The sequence below is a fragment of the Streptomyces griseus subsp. griseus genome (genome assembly GCF_003610995.1).
Lineage (GTDB): Bacteria > Actinomycetota > Actinomycetes > Streptomycetales > Streptomycetaceae > Streptomyces.
The window spans coordinates 3,755,640-3,770,196 of the sequence record NZ_CP032543.1 but is presented as its reverse complement, the minus strand read 5'-3'; the positions used below and the strand labels follow the sequence as shown (position 1 = coordinate 3,770,196).

The 14,557-nt window shown below is 69.6% G+C and carries 14 protein-coding genes; 8 read left to right on the top strand and 6 right to left on the bottom strand.

All coding sequences use genetic code 11. The annotated features are described in order from the left end of the window. Positions 1–39: 39 nt before the first annotated feature. The gene (locus D6270_RS16770) at positions 40–756 is read right to left on the bottom strand and encodes a DUF5324 family protein (RefSeq protein WP_109164679.1); all 717 of its coding nucleotides are present in this window, start codon (positions 754–756) and stop codon (positions 40–42) included. 279 nt (positions 757–1,035) lie between these two features. Between D6270_RS16770 and D6270_RS16765 the strand changes: the two genes are divergently transcribed. Both D6270_RS16765 and D6270_RS16760 read left to right on the top strand, forming a co-directional pair. Then, complete coding sequence (locus D6270_RS16765) at positions 1,036–1,563, top strand: peptidylprolyl isomerase (RefSeq protein WP_109164680.1); 528 nt, start codon at positions 1,036–1,038, stop codon at positions 1,561–1,563. Between the two features lie 213 nt (positions 1,564–1,776). Continuing rightward, complete coding sequence (locus tag D6270_RS16760; protein WP_109164681.1) at positions 1,777–2,682, top strand: rhomboid family intramembrane serine protease; 906 nt, start codon at positions 1,777–1,779, stop codon at positions 2,680–2,682. Positions 2,683–2,970: 288 nt separating this feature from the next. Here D6270_RS16760 and crgA read toward each other — a convergent pair whose 3' ends face one another. Continuing rightward, positions 2,971–3,225 carry a cell division protein CrgA gene (crgA, locus tag D6270_RS16755; RefSeq protein WP_109164682.1) on the bottom strand — a complete coding sequence of 85 codons (255 nt, stop codon included), beginning with the start codon at positions 3,223–3,225 and terminating at the stop codon, positions 2,971–2,973. Between the two features lie 142 nt (positions 3,226–3,367). Between crgA and D6270_RS16750 the strand changes: the two genes are divergently transcribed. The 6 genes from D6270_RS16750 to D6270_RS16725 all read left to right on the top strand — a co-directional run bounded on the left by D6270_RS16750 (position 3,368) and on the right by D6270_RS16725 (position 7,958). Beyond that, positions 3,368–4,135: a DUF881 domain-containing protein gene (locus tag D6270_RS16750; RefSeq protein ID WP_109164683.1), complete on the top strand. Its 768-nt coding sequence runs from the start codon at positions 3,368–3,370 to the stop codon at positions 4,133–4,135. Positions 4,136–4,165: 30 nt separating this feature from the next. After that, positions 4,166–4,900 carry a class E sortase gene (locus tag D6270_RS16745; RefSeq protein WP_225976882.1) on the top strand — a complete coding sequence of 245 codons (735 nt, stop codon included), beginning with the start codon at positions 4,166–4,168 and terminating at the stop codon, positions 4,898–4,900. Between the two features lie 89 nt (positions 4,901–4,989). Beyond that, positions 4,990–5,178 (top strand): hypothetical protein, encoded by a 189-nt coding sequence (locus tag D6270_RS16740; RefSeq protein ID WP_093686716.1) that lies wholly within the window; start codon positions 4,990–4,992, stop codon positions 5,176–5,178. Then, the gene (locus D6270_RS16735; protein WP_109164685.1) at positions 5,175–5,813 is read left to right on the top strand and encodes an aminodeoxychorismate/anthranilate synthase component II; all 639 of its coding nucleotides are present in this window, start codon (positions 5,175–5,177) and stop codon (positions 5,811–5,813) included. Before D6270_RS16740 ends, D6270_RS16735 begins: the two co-directional genes overlap by 4 nt. After that, positions 5,810–7,204, top strand: coding sequence for a class E sortase (locus tag D6270_RS16730; RefSeq protein ID WP_109164686.1), 1,395 nt, complete (start codon positions 5,810–5,812; stop codon positions 7,202–7,204). The genes D6270_RS16735 and D6270_RS16730 overlap by 4 nt, the downstream gene beginning before the upstream one ends. Before the next feature lie 25 nt (positions 7,205–7,229). Further along, positions 7,230–7,958: a class E sortase gene (locus D6270_RS16725; RefSeq protein ID WP_109164687.1), complete on the top strand. Its 729-nt coding sequence runs from the start codon at positions 7,230–7,232 to the stop codon at positions 7,956–7,958. 98 nt (positions 7,959–8,056) lie between these two features. On the opposite strand, the gene pknB is transcribed toward D6270_RS16725, so the two are convergent. The 4 genes from pknB to D6270_RS16705 all read right to left on the bottom strand — a co-directional run bounded on the left by pknB (position 8,057) and on the right by D6270_RS16705 (position 14,556). Then, positions 8,057–10,054 (bottom strand): Stk1 family PASTA domain-containing Ser/Thr kinase, encoded by a 1,998-nt coding sequence (gene pknB, locus D6270_RS16720; protein ID WP_109164688.1) that lies wholly within the window; start codon positions 10,052–10,054, stop codon positions 8,057–8,059. Positions 10,055–10,227: 173 nt separating this feature from the next. Beyond that, positions 10,228–11,685, bottom strand: coding sequence for a peptidoglycan D,D-transpeptidase FtsI family protein (locus tag D6270_RS16715; RefSeq protein WP_109164689.1), 1,458 nt, complete (start codon positions 11,683–11,685; stop codon positions 10,228–10,230). Continuing rightward, positions 11,682–13,082, bottom strand: a complete 1,401-nt coding sequence (locus tag D6270_RS16710; protein ID WP_109164690.1) for an FtsW/RodA/SpoVE family cell cycle protein — start codon at positions 13,080–13,082, stop codon at positions 11,682–11,684. Before D6270_RS16710 ends, D6270_RS16715 begins: the two co-directional genes overlap by 4 nt. Positions 13,083–13,104: 22 nt before the next feature. Beyond that, on the bottom strand, positions 13,105–14,556 hold the full coding sequence (locus tag D6270_RS16705; RefSeq protein ID WP_109164691.1) for a Stp1/IreP family PP2C-type Ser/Thr phosphatase: 1,452 nt from the start codon (positions 14,554–14,556) through the stop codon (positions 13,105–13,107). Position 14,557 lies beyond the last annotated feature (1 nt).

Here is a 14,557-nt window from a genome sequence, read left to right as displayed (position 1 = left end):
CGTCGCTCTGCCGTCCGCGTTACGGAACCACCGCCACCGTCAGGGGCGGTCGTCCAGGCCCGGGGTGTTCCCGTCGGCCTCGGCCTCGGCCTGCTTGGCCTTGACCTCCGGGTCGAGCACGGCCTGGCCGTTGCCGTCGACCGAGCTCAGCGGCGAACGCTCGTCGCCCACCTCGGTGGCGACGGGCGGCTCCACCAGCCAGTCCGGGTTGGCCTGCTTGTCCCACCAGCGCCAGGCGGCATAGGCGCCGCCGGCGAGGACACCCAGCACCAGCAGGCCCTTGGTCGCCCGGCCGGCCTTGGCCCGCCGCTCGTGCTTGCGGGCCAGCTTCTGGATCTCCTTGGCCGTGACGTTGCTCCGCAGCGCGGCCAGCGCGGCGGCGCTGCGGGCGCTCGCCTGCTCGGCGACCGGCACGGCCACCGCCCGGGCCTGCTCGACGCGGGGAGCGGTGTAGTCGGCGGCGGTCCGGGCCGCCTTGCGGGTCGAGTGCGCCGCACGCTGTGCGGCCTCGTCGACCTTCGGCGGTACGTGGGTCAGGGCCTGTTCGAGACGCGGCGCGAGATGGGACTCGTACTGGACACGGGCCTGCTTGGCGGCCTTGGTCACCTTGGGCGCGAGCTGGACACGGGCCTCGTGCGCGTAATGTGCAGCCTGCTTCTTGGCCGTGTCGGCGTACGGCGCCACCACTTCCGCGGCGTGCTGCGCGCTGTCCCTGGCCGAGTCGGTTGCGGCGCGCACGCTGTCGATGCGGGTCACGGGATCCTCCTCCTTGGTGGCGGGTAGGTACTCCGCCTTTCCGCCCAATTCGAAATCATGCCTGTCGCGGCCATGACCGGCACTCGGGACGGGCATCCGGGTCATGGTCGCTATATCTGTCAAAACGGTTCAAGTCGGTGAAAAGGTGCGAGTGAAGTGTGCCGACGACAATGCCACGGTTCGGCGATGAACGCGCCGTTCCACCAGGCATCCGGCTGTACGTTTCCCGGCACGTGGGAGGATCGGCGGACGTCAGCGAAGGATTACGGAAGGCAGATCGTGGCCGAGCAGCTTTACGCCACCTTGAAGACCAGCCAGGGCGACATCGAGATCCGGCTCCTGCCGAACCACGCCCCGAAGACGGTCAGGAACTTCGTCGAGCTGGCCACCGGGCAGCGCGAGTGGACCGACCCCGCGACCGGCGAGAAGTCCACGAATCCGCTGTACGACGGCACCGTCTTCCACCGGGTCATCAGCGGGTTCATGATCCAGGGCGGCGATCCGCTGGGCAACGGCACCGGCGGCCCGGGCTACAAGTTCGCCGACGAGTTCCACCCGGAGCTGGCCTTCACCCAGCCGTATCTCCTGGCCATGGCCAACGCGGGCCCCGGGACCAACGGCTCGCAGTTCTTCCTGACCGTCTCGCCCACCGCCTGGCTGACCGGCAAGCACACCATCTTCGGCGAGGTCGCCGACGAGGCGGGCCGCAAGGTCGTCGACGCCATCGCGGCCACCCCGACCAACCCGCGCACCGACCGCCCCGTGCAGGACGTGGTCATCGAGTCCGTGGTCGTCGAGACCCGCTGACGGGCCGCTACCCGGCGGTGCCCGCGGAGGACCGTTCGGCAGCGCCTGCGGAAGACCGGTCCGGCAGAGCCCGCAGGGGACACGTCGGCAGAGCCCGCGGGAGAGATCCCTCCGGGAACCAACCGCCCCGCCCGTCCGTACTGTTACATAGCGGACCAGCGGGGCGTCCGTGTGTGCGGCGCCCGGGGCGAGACCGAGAGGCAGGCCAGGCCGATGGACCAGCAGCCACCGGCGGACCGGGGCATACAGCGGGGCGAGGCGGCCGTGCCGGTCTGCTACCGGCACCCCGACCGGGAGACCGGGATCAGCTGTACGCGCTGCGAGCGGCCGGTCTGCCCGGAGTGCATGGTCAGCGCCTCCGTGGGCTTCCAGTGTCCCGACTGCGTACGCCAGGGCTCGGGCACCGGCCACCACCCGGCCGCCAGCACGCCCCGCACCCTGGCCGGCGGCACGGTGGCCGCCGATCCCCGGCTGGTCACCAAGATCCTGCTCGGCATCAATCTGGCGGTCTTCATCCTGGTCGCGGCCGCGCCCGAGTCGCTCCTCGACGACCTCGTGCTGCTCGGCCGGGCCTGGGACCCGACCCCGCCGCCGGGTTCGATCGAGGGCGTCGCCGAGGGCCAGTGGTACCGCCTGGTGACCTCGATGTTCCTGCACCAGGAGGTGTGGCACATCGGGTTCAACATGCTGGGTCTGTGGTGGCTCGGCGGACCGCTGGAGGCGGCGCTAGGCCGCGTCCGCTATCTCGCGCTCTATCTGCTCTCCGGTCTCGCGGGCAGCGCGCTGATGTATCTGATCGCCGCGCCCAACCAGCCCTCGCTGGGTGCGTCCGGTGCGGTCTTCGGTCTCTTCGGCGCGACCGCCGTCCTGATGCGCCGGATGAACTACGACATGCGTCCGGTGCTGGTGCTGCTGGCGATCAACCTGGTCTTCACCTTCACCATGGGCGGGATCGCGTGGGAGGCGCATGTGGGCGGTCTCGTCGCGGGCGTCCTGATCGCGGTCGGGATGGTGCACGCACCGCGTGAGCGGCGTACGGCGGTGCAGGCCGGGACCTGTGCGCTGGTGCTGGCGGCATGCGTCGCGATCGTCATCGCCCGCACGATGTCCCTGACCTGAGCCGGGGGAAAGGGGCCCCGCCCCCAGGGCAGACCCCAGTTGTCCACAGTGAGGGCCCAACCTTGTGTATGGCAAGGGGAACATCTGTACCCGCTATCGCTGAGCTGGGTTTTTCCTTGGCAGCACACGGCGCAGCCCCCCTCGGGAGAGGGGGGCTGCAGTCACACCGGCGTCAACTTGCGTGGAGGTTATCCACAGATCGTCTGACCTTTTCCCCCGGCTGTGGATAACTCTGTGGGTAACTCAGGGCAAGGCTTGTGCGGGTGCGCGCCGTGTGCTGTGAGCGCGCTACTTCCACTGCGTGGAGACGGCGAAGCCACCGGCGATGAAGCCGAAGCCCACGACGATGTTCCAGTTGCCCAGGGCGTCGATCGGCAGATCGCCCTCGGTCACGTAGAACACCACGATCCAGGCCAGCCCGAGGAGGAACAGGGCCAGCATCACCGGAGCGACCCAGCTGCGGTTGGTCAGCTTTATAGCGGTTGCCTGCTTCGCCGGGGGCGGCGTGAAGTCGGCCTTCTTGCGGATACGTGACTTCGGCACGAGGGACTCTCCTGTCGATGCGCTGCGTGACCGCGCAGGGATCTGTGGCGGGCGCCGGGGCGGTGGTGCCAGGGGGAATGCTGCCTCCCCCGGGCGTCCGTTAGCGTAGTGCTTCCATGGCGCCCGATGAGATAAGGGTACGTTGAGCAATTCTGCCGACTCTCCCGAAGGCCCGGTCCGGCACACCTCCGCGTGGGCGGTCCGGGTGCTCACCGCTGCTGTCTTCGCCCTGGCCGGGCTGATCTTCGTCACCAGTGCCAACACCGCCAAGGGCACCAATCTGCGCAGCGACTCCTCCCTGCTCAAGCTCTCCGACCTGATCAGGGAGCGCAGCGAGAACAACGCCGAGCTGAACGACTCCGTCGCCTCCGCCCGCGCGGACGTCGACGCGCTCGCCCAGCGCGACGACGGTTCCACCGCGGCCGAGGACGCCAAGCTGAAGGCCCTGGAGAAGGCGGCCGGCACCACGAAGATCACCGGGGACGCCGTCAGCGTCACGCTCAACGACGCGCCCCCGGACGCCACCGCCAACCCCGGCTACCCCGAGCCGCAGCCCAACGACCTGGTCATCCACCAGCAGGACCTCCAGGCCGTGGTGAACGCGCTGTGGCAGGGCGGGGCGCGCGGGATCCAGGTGATGGACCAGCGGCTGATCTCCACCAGCGCGGTCCGCTGCGTCGGCAACACCCTGATCCTCCAGGGCCGCGTCTACTCCCCGCCGTACAAGGTCACCGCCGTGGGTGACCCCGGCAAGCTCAGGCGGGCACTCGACAGCTCCACGGCGATCCAGAACTACCAGCTGTACGTGAAGGCGTACGGGCTGGGCTGGAAAGTCGAACAGGACGACGCGGTGACTCTTCCCGGCTACTCGGGCACAGTGGATCTGCACCACGCGAAGCCTGTGGAGTGAATCCGCGCTGAGCCCCGGGGAGGCCGTCCGGTGTCGTCACGACTGTCGGTGCGGCCACCGGCGCGAGCGGCACGTACGGCGCGAGCGGTACGGCTCGTCGTCAGGACCTTCAGCGAACTGTGCGTCACCGTGGGCACGGTGATCGTCCTGTTCGTCGCCTACGTCCTGCTCTGGACCGGCGTCAAGGCCGCCGACGCGGCCGAGGGCGAGATCGAGACACTCCACAGCCGCTGGGCCCAGCAGCCCGTGGCCCCCGCGCCCGGCCCCTCCGTGTCACCGGCCCCCTCCCCGTACCGCGACGGAAAGCCGTTCGCGACGCTGCACATCCCCCGCTTCGGCAGCGGCTGGGAGTGGCCCGTCCTGGAGAACACCGAGGCCAGGACCTTACGGAAGGGCCTCGGCCACTACAGCGGCACCGCCCGGCCGGGCGGGACGGGGAACTTCGCGGTGGCCGGGCACCGCCGGACGTACGGAGACCCGTTCAAGGACTTCCCCCGCCTCCGCCCCGGGGACGCGGTGATCGTCAACGACGGCACGACCTGGTTCACGTACCGCATCGCGAAGGAGCCCTACCGGACCGTGCCCACCGACACGGCCGTCGTCGATCCCGTCCCCCGCCGCTCCGGCTTCGAGGGGCCCGGCCGCTATCTGACGCTCACCACCTGCGAGCCCGAGTGGGGCAGCAGCCACCGGCTGATCGCCTGGGCGCACCTGGACGCGACCCGGCCGGTGAGCGAGGGGCGGCCGCCGGACCTTACCGGCTGATCCGCGCCCGGCCGGGGTTTTCCACAGGCTGACCCACTCTCCGGCCGCGGCACTCTAGTCTGGTGCGGGTACCGAATGGAGGGGTCAGCATGTACGGCTGGATCTGGCGGCATCTGCCGGGCAACGCATGGGTGCGCGGTGTCATCGCGCTCGTGCTGGTTCTCGCGGTCGTCTACGCGCTGTTCCAGTACGTCTTCCCCTGGGCGGAGCCGCTGCTCCCGTTCGGTGATGTGACCGTCGACGGCGCGAGCGCCGGTGGGGCAGGAGCCGGGCAGTGAGCGCACGCATCCTCGTCGTGGACAACTACGACAGCTTCGTCTTCAACCTCGTCCAGTACCTCTACCAGCTCGGTGCCGAGTGCGAGGTGCTGCGCAACGACGAGGTGACCACCGCCCACGCCCAGGACGGCTTCGACGGCGTCATGCTCTCCCCCGGCCCCGGCACGCCCGAGCAGGCCGGGGTCTGCGTCGAGATGGTGCGCCACTGCGCGGACACCGGCGTTCCGGTCTTCGGCGTCTGTCTGGGGATGCAGTCCATGGCGGTCGCGTACGGCGGTGTCGTCGACCGGGCCCCCGAGCTGCTGCACGGCAAGACCTCCCCGGTGACCCACGAGGGCAAGGGCGTCTTCGCCGGACTGCCCTCCCCCTTCACCGCCACCCGCTACCACTCGCTCGCCGCCGAACCGGCCGCGCTGCCCACGGAGCTGGAGGTCACGGCCCGCACGGCGGACGGCATCATCATGGGCCTGCGCCACCGGGACCGGGCCGTGGAGGGCGTGCAGTTCCACCCCGAGTCGGTGCTCACCGAGCACGGCCACCTGATGCTTGCCAACTGGCTGGAGCAGTGCGGCGACCGGGGGGCCGTGGCGCGGTCGGCGGGTCTCGCGCCGGTGGTGGGCAAGGCCGCCGCGTGACCGCACCCCGCCCCGAGGACGGCACCGGACCTCAGGGCCCGTACGCGCACGGGGCGTACGGGACCGACGGGGCGTTCGTCGCGGCGGTGGACGGCCTCGCGGACCCGCTCAGCGATCCGCTGCCGGACCCGCCCCACGATCCGCTGCCCGGGCAGCACGCCTCCCCGTGGTTCCGGAGCGAGTCCGCCCAGGGGGACGCGGGCGGCGGGCCGTTGGCTTACGGGGGGCCTGAGCAGCCGCAGGGGGCCCCGAGCGAGTGGTACGACCCCGAGGGGTACCAACGGGACTGGTACGGCTCCCAGCAGGCGCCTGCGCCCTCCCCCGGACCTCCTCCCGCGCCCGCGCCCGGCCCCGTTGCCGCTCCTGTTTCCGCTCCCGTTCCCGTAGCGGCCTCCGTCCCGGTGCCTCCGGCCGACGAGACCCTGGGGCTGCGGGCGGCTGAGACCCGGCGAATAGTGGCGGAGCCGGGCGAAAGACCCGAGCCGACCGAGACAGACGGGCCGACCGGACGATTCGAGCCGACGGAGCCGTACGAGCCGGCTGAACGGGCCGAGCGGTCGGCGCCGTCCGAGCCGGTCACCGGCGGGCGGGCCGAGCGGCGTAAGGCGGCCAAGGGGCGCGGCCGCCGCCCCGCCCCCACGGCCACGGCGGCTGGCACCAAGCCCGCCGCCGCCCCCATGTCCCGGATGGAGGCACGGCGCGCGGCGAAGGCGGCCAAGGACAGTCCGGCCGTGGTCGCCAGCCGGGCCGTCGGCGAGATCTTCATCTCGCTGGGCGTCCTGATGCTGCTGTTCGTCACCTACCAGCTCTGGTGGACCAACGTCCGGGCCGAGCAGATCGCCGGCAAGGAGACGAACAAGATCCAGGAGGAGTGGGCCAACGGGGCGGGCAAACCGGGGGTGTTCGCGCCCGGCCAGGGCTTCGCGATCATGCACATCCCCAAGCTGGACGTCGTCGTCCCGATCGCCGAGGGCATCAACAAGGAGAAGGTCCTCGACCGGGGCATGCTCGGCCACTACGGCGAGGGCAAGCTGAAGACGGCGATGCCCGAGGACGAGCAGGGCAACTTCGCGGTGGCCGGCCACCGCAACACCCACGGGGAGCCGTTCCGTTACGTCAACAAGCTCAGCCCCGGTGACCCGATCGTCGTAGAGACCCGGGACGCGTACTACACGTACGAGATGACCAGCGTCCTGCCGCAGACCTCACCGTCCAACATCTCGGTGATCGAACCGATCCCGGTCGGATCCGGGTTCACCGAGCCCGGCCGGTACATCACGCTGACCACCTGCACACCGGAGTTCACGAGTACCTACCGGCTGATCGTCTGGGGCAAGATGGTCGACGAACGGCCGCGCAGCGAGGGGAAGCCCAAGGCGCTCGTGGGCTGAACATCATCACGACAGGGGCGGTGCGGTGGCAGCGAGGACCGAGCACGACGAGCGGACCGACGCGTCCGCGCCCCCCGCGCCCCGGCCCGCCAGGCACCCCATCGCCACGGCCGTCAGCGTCTTCGGCGAGCTCCTGATCACCGCGGGCCTGGTGCTCGCGCTCTTCGTCGCGTACTCCCTGTGGTGGACCAACGTGCTCGCCGACCGCGAGGCCGACAAGCAGGGCGACACGGTCCGCAGCAAGTGGGCGGAGGGTCCGGGCGCCCTGGACACCAAGGACGGCATCGGCTTCCTGCACGTACCCGCCATGAAGAACGGCGAGGTGCTGGTCAAGAAGGGCACCGACCCCAAGACCCTGAACAACGGCATCGCGGGCTACTACACCGACCCGGTCCCCTCCGCGCTCCCCTGGGACGGCCAGGGCAACTTCACGCTGGCCGCCCACCGGGACGGGCACGGCGCCAAGTTCCACAACATCGACAAGCTGAGGAACGGTGACGCGGTCGTCTTCGAGACCAAGGACACCTGGTACGTCTACAAGGTCTACAAGTCGCTCCCCGAGACCTCCAAGTTCAACGTCGACGTGATCCAGCCGGTCCCGGAGGAGTCGGGTGTCAGGAAGCCCGGCCGCTACATCACACTGACGACCTGCACCCCGGTCTACACGTCGAAGTACCGGTACATCGTCTGGGGCGAGCTGGAGCGTACGGAGAAGGTCGACAAGGACCGCACGAAGCCGGTGGAGCTTCTCTAGGGCCCGTCCCCCCACTTCCTGTGCCCCGCCGGAACGACGAAGGGCCCCGGTCACCATCCACGGTGACCGGGGCCCTTCCTCGTACAGCTGCGCGGGCGCTACCTGCCCGAGGGGCCTCCGAAGATGCCGCCGCCGCCCTGGTCCCCGCCGCCACCCGGGGCGGCGATCATGTTGACCGCCGAGTTCTTGTCGACGGTCTCACCGACCCCCGGCTGGACGGCGACCACCGTGGCGTTGTCGTCCTGCGCCCCCTGGACGTTGCCGACCTGCAGGCCCGCCTCCTGGAGCTTCGCCTTGGCCTCGCCGAGCTTCATTCCCTGGATCTGCGGGACCTGGGTCTTCTCGGGCTCCGGCGGCTCCTTCGGGCCCTTGGAGACCTTGAGGACGATCTGCGCGTCCTTGGCCTGCTTGCCGGGCTGCGGGGTCTGCTCGATGACCGTGTCCTTCGGCTCCTCCGAGTCGACGTCGGTCCGCGAGATGTTGGTGAAGCCGATGCCCCGCAGCTGCTGTTCCGCCGCCGCGAAGGTGCGGGTGCGCATGTCCGGCAGGTCCAGGGTCTCCTTCTTGGCGACCGTGATGGTCACCTCGGCGCCGTCCTCCGCCTGGGAGCCGCCCTGGGGCTTCTGCTTGATCACCGTGCCCTCGGTCTTGTCGGACTCGACCGCGGTCACGTTGACCGTGAAGCCCTTGTCCTCCAAGGCCTTGCGGGCACCGTCCTCGGACTTCTCCAGGACGTCGGGCACCTCGATCTTCGGCGCACCGGTGGAGACCTTGACCTCGACGGTCCCGTTCTCCTCCATGTCGGTGCCGTTCTCGGGGGTCTGCGAGCAGATCTTGCCCTTCTCCTGCTGCTCGCAAGGCTCCTCGCCGGCGACCTTGAGGACGACCCCCGCCCGCTCCGCGAGCTGTTCCGCCTCCTTGACGGTGGAGCCGACCATGTTCGGCACCGGGACCTGGCCGTCGCTGCCGCTGTCGCTGAACACGGCCTTGCCGATCAGGATCGTGCCGACGAGCACCAGGACGGCCGCGACGATCAGCAGGATCGTCGAGAGATTGCTCTTCTTCTGCGGCTGACGGCGGCGGCTCGCCCGGTCGTCGTAGCCGTAGCCGCCGTCGTCCGGGTTGACCGGCGGCAGCATCGACGTCTGCGCGTTGTTCGGGTCGGTCGAGTGCAGGGCGGTGGTGGGCTGGTCGGCGTTGTAGCCGTCGTAGCCCCCGTACCCCGCGGCACCCATCCCCGCCGCTGCCGCGACCGGCCGGCCGTCGAGGCAGGCCTCGATGTCGGCCCGCATCTCGTCGGCGGACTGGTAGCGGTAGTCCGGGTCCTTGGTGAGCGCCTTCAGCACGATCGCGTCCATCTCGGGCGTGATCTCGGGGTCGAAGTTGCTCGGCGGCTGCGGCTCCTCGCGTACGTGCTGGTAGGCCACGGCGACGGGCGAGTCCCCGACGAACGGGGGCCGGACCGCGAGCAGCTCGTAGAGCAGGCAGCCGGTGGAGTACAGGTCGGAGCGCGCGTCGACCTGCTCGCCCTTGGCCTGCTCCGGGGAGAGGTACTGGGCGGTGCCGATGACCGCGGCGGTCTGCGTCATGGTCATGCCGGAGTCGCCCATGGCGCGGGCGATGCCGAAGTCCATGACCTTGACCTGACCGGTGCGCGTCAGCATGACGTTGGCCGGCTTGATGTCGCGGTGGACGATCTGGGCGCGGTGCGAGTACTCGAGCGCCTGGAGGATGCCGACGGTCATCTCCAGTGTCCGCTCGGGCAGCAGCCGGCGGCCGGAGTGCAGGAGCTCCCGCAGGGTCGACCCGTCGACGTACTCCATCACGATGTACGGGATGGAGACCCCGTCGACGTAGTCCTCGCCGGTGTCGTAGACGGCGACGATCGCGGGGTGGTTGAGCGAGGCGGCCGACTGGGCCTCACGGCGGAACCGGGCCTGGAAGGACGGGTCGCGGGCCAGGTCGGCCCGGAGCGTCTTCACAGCTACGGTGCGGCCGAGCCGGGTGTCGTGGGCGAGGTAGACCTCGGCCATGCCACCACGGCCGAGCACCGAGCCCAGCTCGTACCGGCCGCCGAGGCGACGCGGCTCTTCCATCACTGTTCCAGCCCTCTCCGTCAGTCCTGACCGCACCCGTGTGTGTGGTCCGGCGGTGCGCTGTTCGCGCATACGCTACCGGGCACGCGGCAGGTGATCAGCCCGCACCCGGCAAGCCGATATCCGACCGGTATGCGATGTCCGGTATGGACGGGCGGCCGCCGTGACGGGTCTCACTGCTTGCTGTCGACGACCGCCTTCATCACGTCGCGCGCGATCGGGGCGGCCAGTCCGCCACCGGAGATGTCGTCCCGGTTGGCGTTGCCGTCCTCGACCACGACGGCGACGGCGACCGGGGAGCCGTTGTCGGTCTTCGCGTACGAGATGAACCAGGCGTACGGCTTCTCGCTGTTGTTCAGGCCGTGCTGGGCGGTACCGGTCTTGCCGCCCACTGTGACGCCGGGGATCTGTGCCCTGGTTCCCGTCCCGTCCTTGACGACGGTCTCCATCATCTGCTGGACCTTCTGGGCGTTCTCGCCGGACAGCGCCCGGCTGAGCTCCTCGGGCTCGGCGGTGTAGATGTCGTCCAGGTTGGGCGCCTGGCGCTTGGCGACCATGTACGGCTGCATCAGCTTGCCGTCATTGGCGATGGCGGAGGCCACCATGGCCATCTGGAGCGGGGTGGTCCGGTTGGACGCCTGACCGATGCCGGCCATCGCGTTCTGCGGCTTGTTGTCCTCGGGGTAGATGCTCGCGTCGGCGCGGACGGGCGTGAAGACTTCCTTGTTGAAGCCGAACTTGTCCGTCTGCTCGATCATCTTCTTGTTGCCGAGGTCGTCGCTCATCTTCCCGAAGACGGAGTTGCACGACACCCGCAGAGCCTCGCGCAACGAGGCGTTCTCGCAAGGGATGTCGCCCTCGTTCTGGAGCGGGATCTGCGTCTGCGGCAGCGTCCAGGGCAGCGGGGATTCCGTCTTGGCGTCGATGTCGTCGTAGAGCCCGTTCTCCAGGGCCGCGGCGGCGGTGACGACCTTGAAGGTGGAGCCGGGCGGGTAGGTCTCGCGCAATGCCCGGTTGAGCATCGGCTTGTCCTTGTCCTTCAGGAGCTGCTGCCGGGCGTCCGAGTCCTTGAGCGAGTTCCCGGCGAAGACCGAGGGGTCGTACGACGGGGTGCTCGCGAGAGCCAGGATCGCGCCGGTCTGCGGATCCAGGGCGACGACCGCGCCCTTCTTCTCGCCGAGCCCCTTGAAGGCCGCCGTCTGCGCCGCGCCGTTGAGAGTGGTGACGACGTTGCCGCCCTGCTTCTTCTTCCCGGTGAACATCGACAGCGTCCGGTTGAAGAACAACTGGTCGCTGTTGCCCGTGAGGATGCCGTCCTCGAGGTTCTCCAGCTGCGAGGAGTCGAAGGCCTGCGAGGAGTAGCCGGTCACGGGCGCCCAGAGGGGTCCGTCCTTCCAGACCCGCTTGTACGTGAAGTCCCCGTCCTCGGTCTCGACGGAGCCGGTGATCGCCTTGCCGTCCACGATGATGTCGCCGCGCTCATGGGCGTAGCGCTCGATCTGGACACGGCGGTTGTACTTGTGGCTGTTCAGCTCGTCCGCACGGACGTACTGGAGCCAGTTGTCCCGGATCAGGAGGGCCAGGACGAGGATCCCGCAGAAGATCGCGATCCGGCGCAGCGGCTTGTTCACGGTCGTACCACCTGCGTCATCTCTGCGTCGGTCGAGGGTGCGGGCGCCGGGGCGGGACGGCGTGCGGTGTCACTGATCCGGATCAGGATGGCGATCAGGGCCCAGTTCGCCAGTACGGAGGAACCGCCCGCCGCCAGGAACGGCATCGTCATACCGGTGAGTGGGATCAGCCCCATCACACCGCCGGCGACGACGAACACCTGGATGGCGAAGGATCCGGAGAGGCCGATCGCGAGGAGCTTGCCGAACGGGTCGCGGGCCGCCAGCGCGGTGCGCACCCCGCGCTCCACGATCAGGCCGTAGACGAGGAGCACGCCCATCATCCCGGCGAGACCCAGCTCCTCGCCGACGGTAGCGAGGATGAAGTCGGAGTTGGCGGCGAAGCCGATCAGGTCGGAGTGCCCCTGCCCGAGACCGGTCCCGAGGGTGCCTCCGGAGCCGAAGGCCATCAGGGACTTGGCCATCTGCTCGCTCGCCGCCTGCTCACCCCAGCCCGCGAACGGGTCGAGCCAGGCGGTGACGCGCTGCTGGACGTGCGGTTCGAACGAGGCGACACCGACGGCACCGATCGCGGACATCAGCAGACCGAAGACGATCCAGCTGGTGCGCTCGGTGGCGACGTACAGCATCACGACGAACATGCCGAAGAAGAGCAGCGAGGAACCGAGGTCGGTCTCGAAGACCAGGATCAGGATCGAGAAGGCCCAGACCATCAGGATCGGGCCCAGGTCGCGGCCGCGGGGCAGGTACAGGCCCATGAACCGGCGGCTGGCCAGAGCCAGCGCGTCGCGCTTGACCATCAGGTAGCCCGCGAAGAACACCGCGATGATGATCTTGGCGAACTCGCCGGGCTGGAGCGTGCCGACCCCGGGAATCTTGATCCAGATCTTGGCGCCGTTCACCGAGGGGAAGAACATCGGCAGGATCAGCAGGAACAGTGCCACCAGCATGGAGATGTACGTGTAGCGCTGGAGGATGCGGTGGTCCTTCAGGATGGCCAGGACCGCGACGAGCGTTCCCACGCCGATCGCCGAGAACAGCAGCTGCTTGGAAGCGGCCGGGGCGAAAGTCGCCAGGGACTGAAACCGTTCGGACTGATCCAGGCGCCAGATGATCGCCAGACCGAGGCCGTTCAGCAGTACGGCCAAGGGCAGCAGCAGCGGATCGGCGTACTTGGCGAACCTGCGCACCGCGAGGTGGGCGACGCCGCCGAGCAGGGCGAGCCCCGCTCCGTAACCGAGCATGCCCGAGGGCAGTTCGCCGTTGAGGGCGAGGCCCACGTTGGCGTAGGCGAACACCGAGATGGCGATGGCGAAGATGACCAGCGCCAGTTCGGTGTTGCGGCGGCTCGGTGCGTCGATCGCGCCGATGGTGGTCGTGTTGGTGACAACGCTCATGGTGCTGAAGGCCCCCTACGGCTTACTGCTTACCGCACTGCGGGACCAGCTTCTTCTCTTCCTCCGAGAGGCTGGGGCCGGGAGTGGGAGTCGCGGTGTTCGGCTTGGTCCCCGTCGCGGGGGGAGTGGCGGAAGTCTCGGCCTCGGCCTCGGCCGCGCGGCGCTGCGCGTCCTTCTTGCAGGCGGATGCCTGGGCGGCGAGCTCGTCGACCTTCTTGCGGGCGTCGGTGATGTTGCCCTCGGCGATCGTCGCCTCGACCTGCTTGCGCTGGTACGGCGGCAGGTACTTGAGCTCGATCTCCGGGTGGTTCTTCTCGACCTCGGAGAGCGAGACCCAGGCGAGGTCCTGGCTGATGCCGCGGAACAGCGCCACGTTCTCGTTCTGCGCGCCGACGTAGAACTGCGTCTGCGTCCAGCGGTAGCCGCCGTAGAGGCCGCCGCCGATCACGGCCAGGGCCAGCACGGTGAAGACGGAACGCTTCAGCCACTTACGGCCGCCGCGCGGCTTCGCGAGGTCGTCGTCCGTGTAGGAGTCGTACGAGCCGTCCGGCATGGAGCCGTAACCGGAGTCACCGCTGCCGGGCGGGCCGAAGCCGCCCGAGGGGGGCGGTGCGGGGCGGCCGAGGCCGGCCGCGCGGCCGGCGGGGGTCTGCATGGCCCCGCCGTCGCTCAGCTGGGCCGCCTGGTTCTCCGCGACCGCGCCGACGACGACCGGGGTGTCGCTGAGCCGGCCGGCCAGGGTGTCGTTGTTGTCGACGTCCAGGACGTCGGCCACGATGCAGGTGATGTTGTCGGGGCCGCCGCCGCGCAGGGCGAGCTGGATGAGCTCCTGGATGGTCTCCTGCGGGCCCTGGTAGCTGGCCAGGGTCTCTTCCATCGTCTGGTGCGAGACCACGCCGGAGAGGCCGTCGGAGCAGATCAGATAGCGGTCACCGGCGCGGACCTCGCGGATGGAGAGGTCCGGCTCCACATGGTCGCCGCTGCCCAGCGCCCGCATCAGCAGGGAACGCTGCGGGTGGGTGGTTGCCTCTTCCTCGGTGATGCGGCCTTCATCGACGAGGCGCTGCACCCAGGTGTGGTCCTGGGTGATCTGCGTCAGGACGCCGTCGCGCAGCAGATACGCGCGGGAGTCGCCGACGTGCACCAGGCCGAGCCGCTGGCCGGTCCAGAGCAGGGCGGTGAGCGTGGTGCCCATGCCCTCCAGCTGGGGGTCCTCCTCGACCATGACGCGCAGCTGGTCGTTGGCCTGCTGGACCGCCGTGGCCAGGGAGGTCAGGATGTCCGAACCCGGTACGTCGTCGTCGAGTTGGACGAGCGTGGAGATCACCTCGGAGCTGGCGACCTCACCGGCCGCCTGGCCGCCCATGCCGTCGGCGATGGCGAGCAGGCGCGGGCCGGCATAGCCGGAGTCCTCGTTCCCCTCCCGGATCATGCCTTTGTGCGATCCGGCGGCGAAGCGCAGGGACAGACTCATG

Coding starts and splice junctions, on each gene's coding strand:
- D6270_RS16740 (WP_093686716.1), top strand. CDS start 4,990: ATGTACGGCTGGATCTGGCGGCATCTGCCGGGCAACGCATGGGTGCGC.
- D6270_RS16760 (WP_109164681.1), top strand. CDS start 1,777: ATGGACCAGCAGCCACCGGCGGACCGGGGCATACAGCGGGGCGAGGCG.
- pknB (WP_109164688.1), bottom strand. CDS start 10,054: ATGGAAGAGCCGCGTCGCCTCGGCGGCCGGTACGAGCTGGGCTCGGTG.
- D6270_RS16710 (WP_109164690.1), bottom strand. CDS start 13,082: ATGAGCGTTGTCACCAACACGACCACCATCGGCGCGATCGACGCACCG.
- D6270_RS16705 (WP_109164691.1), bottom strand. CDS start 14,556: ATGAGTCTGTCCCTGCGCTTCGCCGCCGGATCGCACAAAGGCATGATC.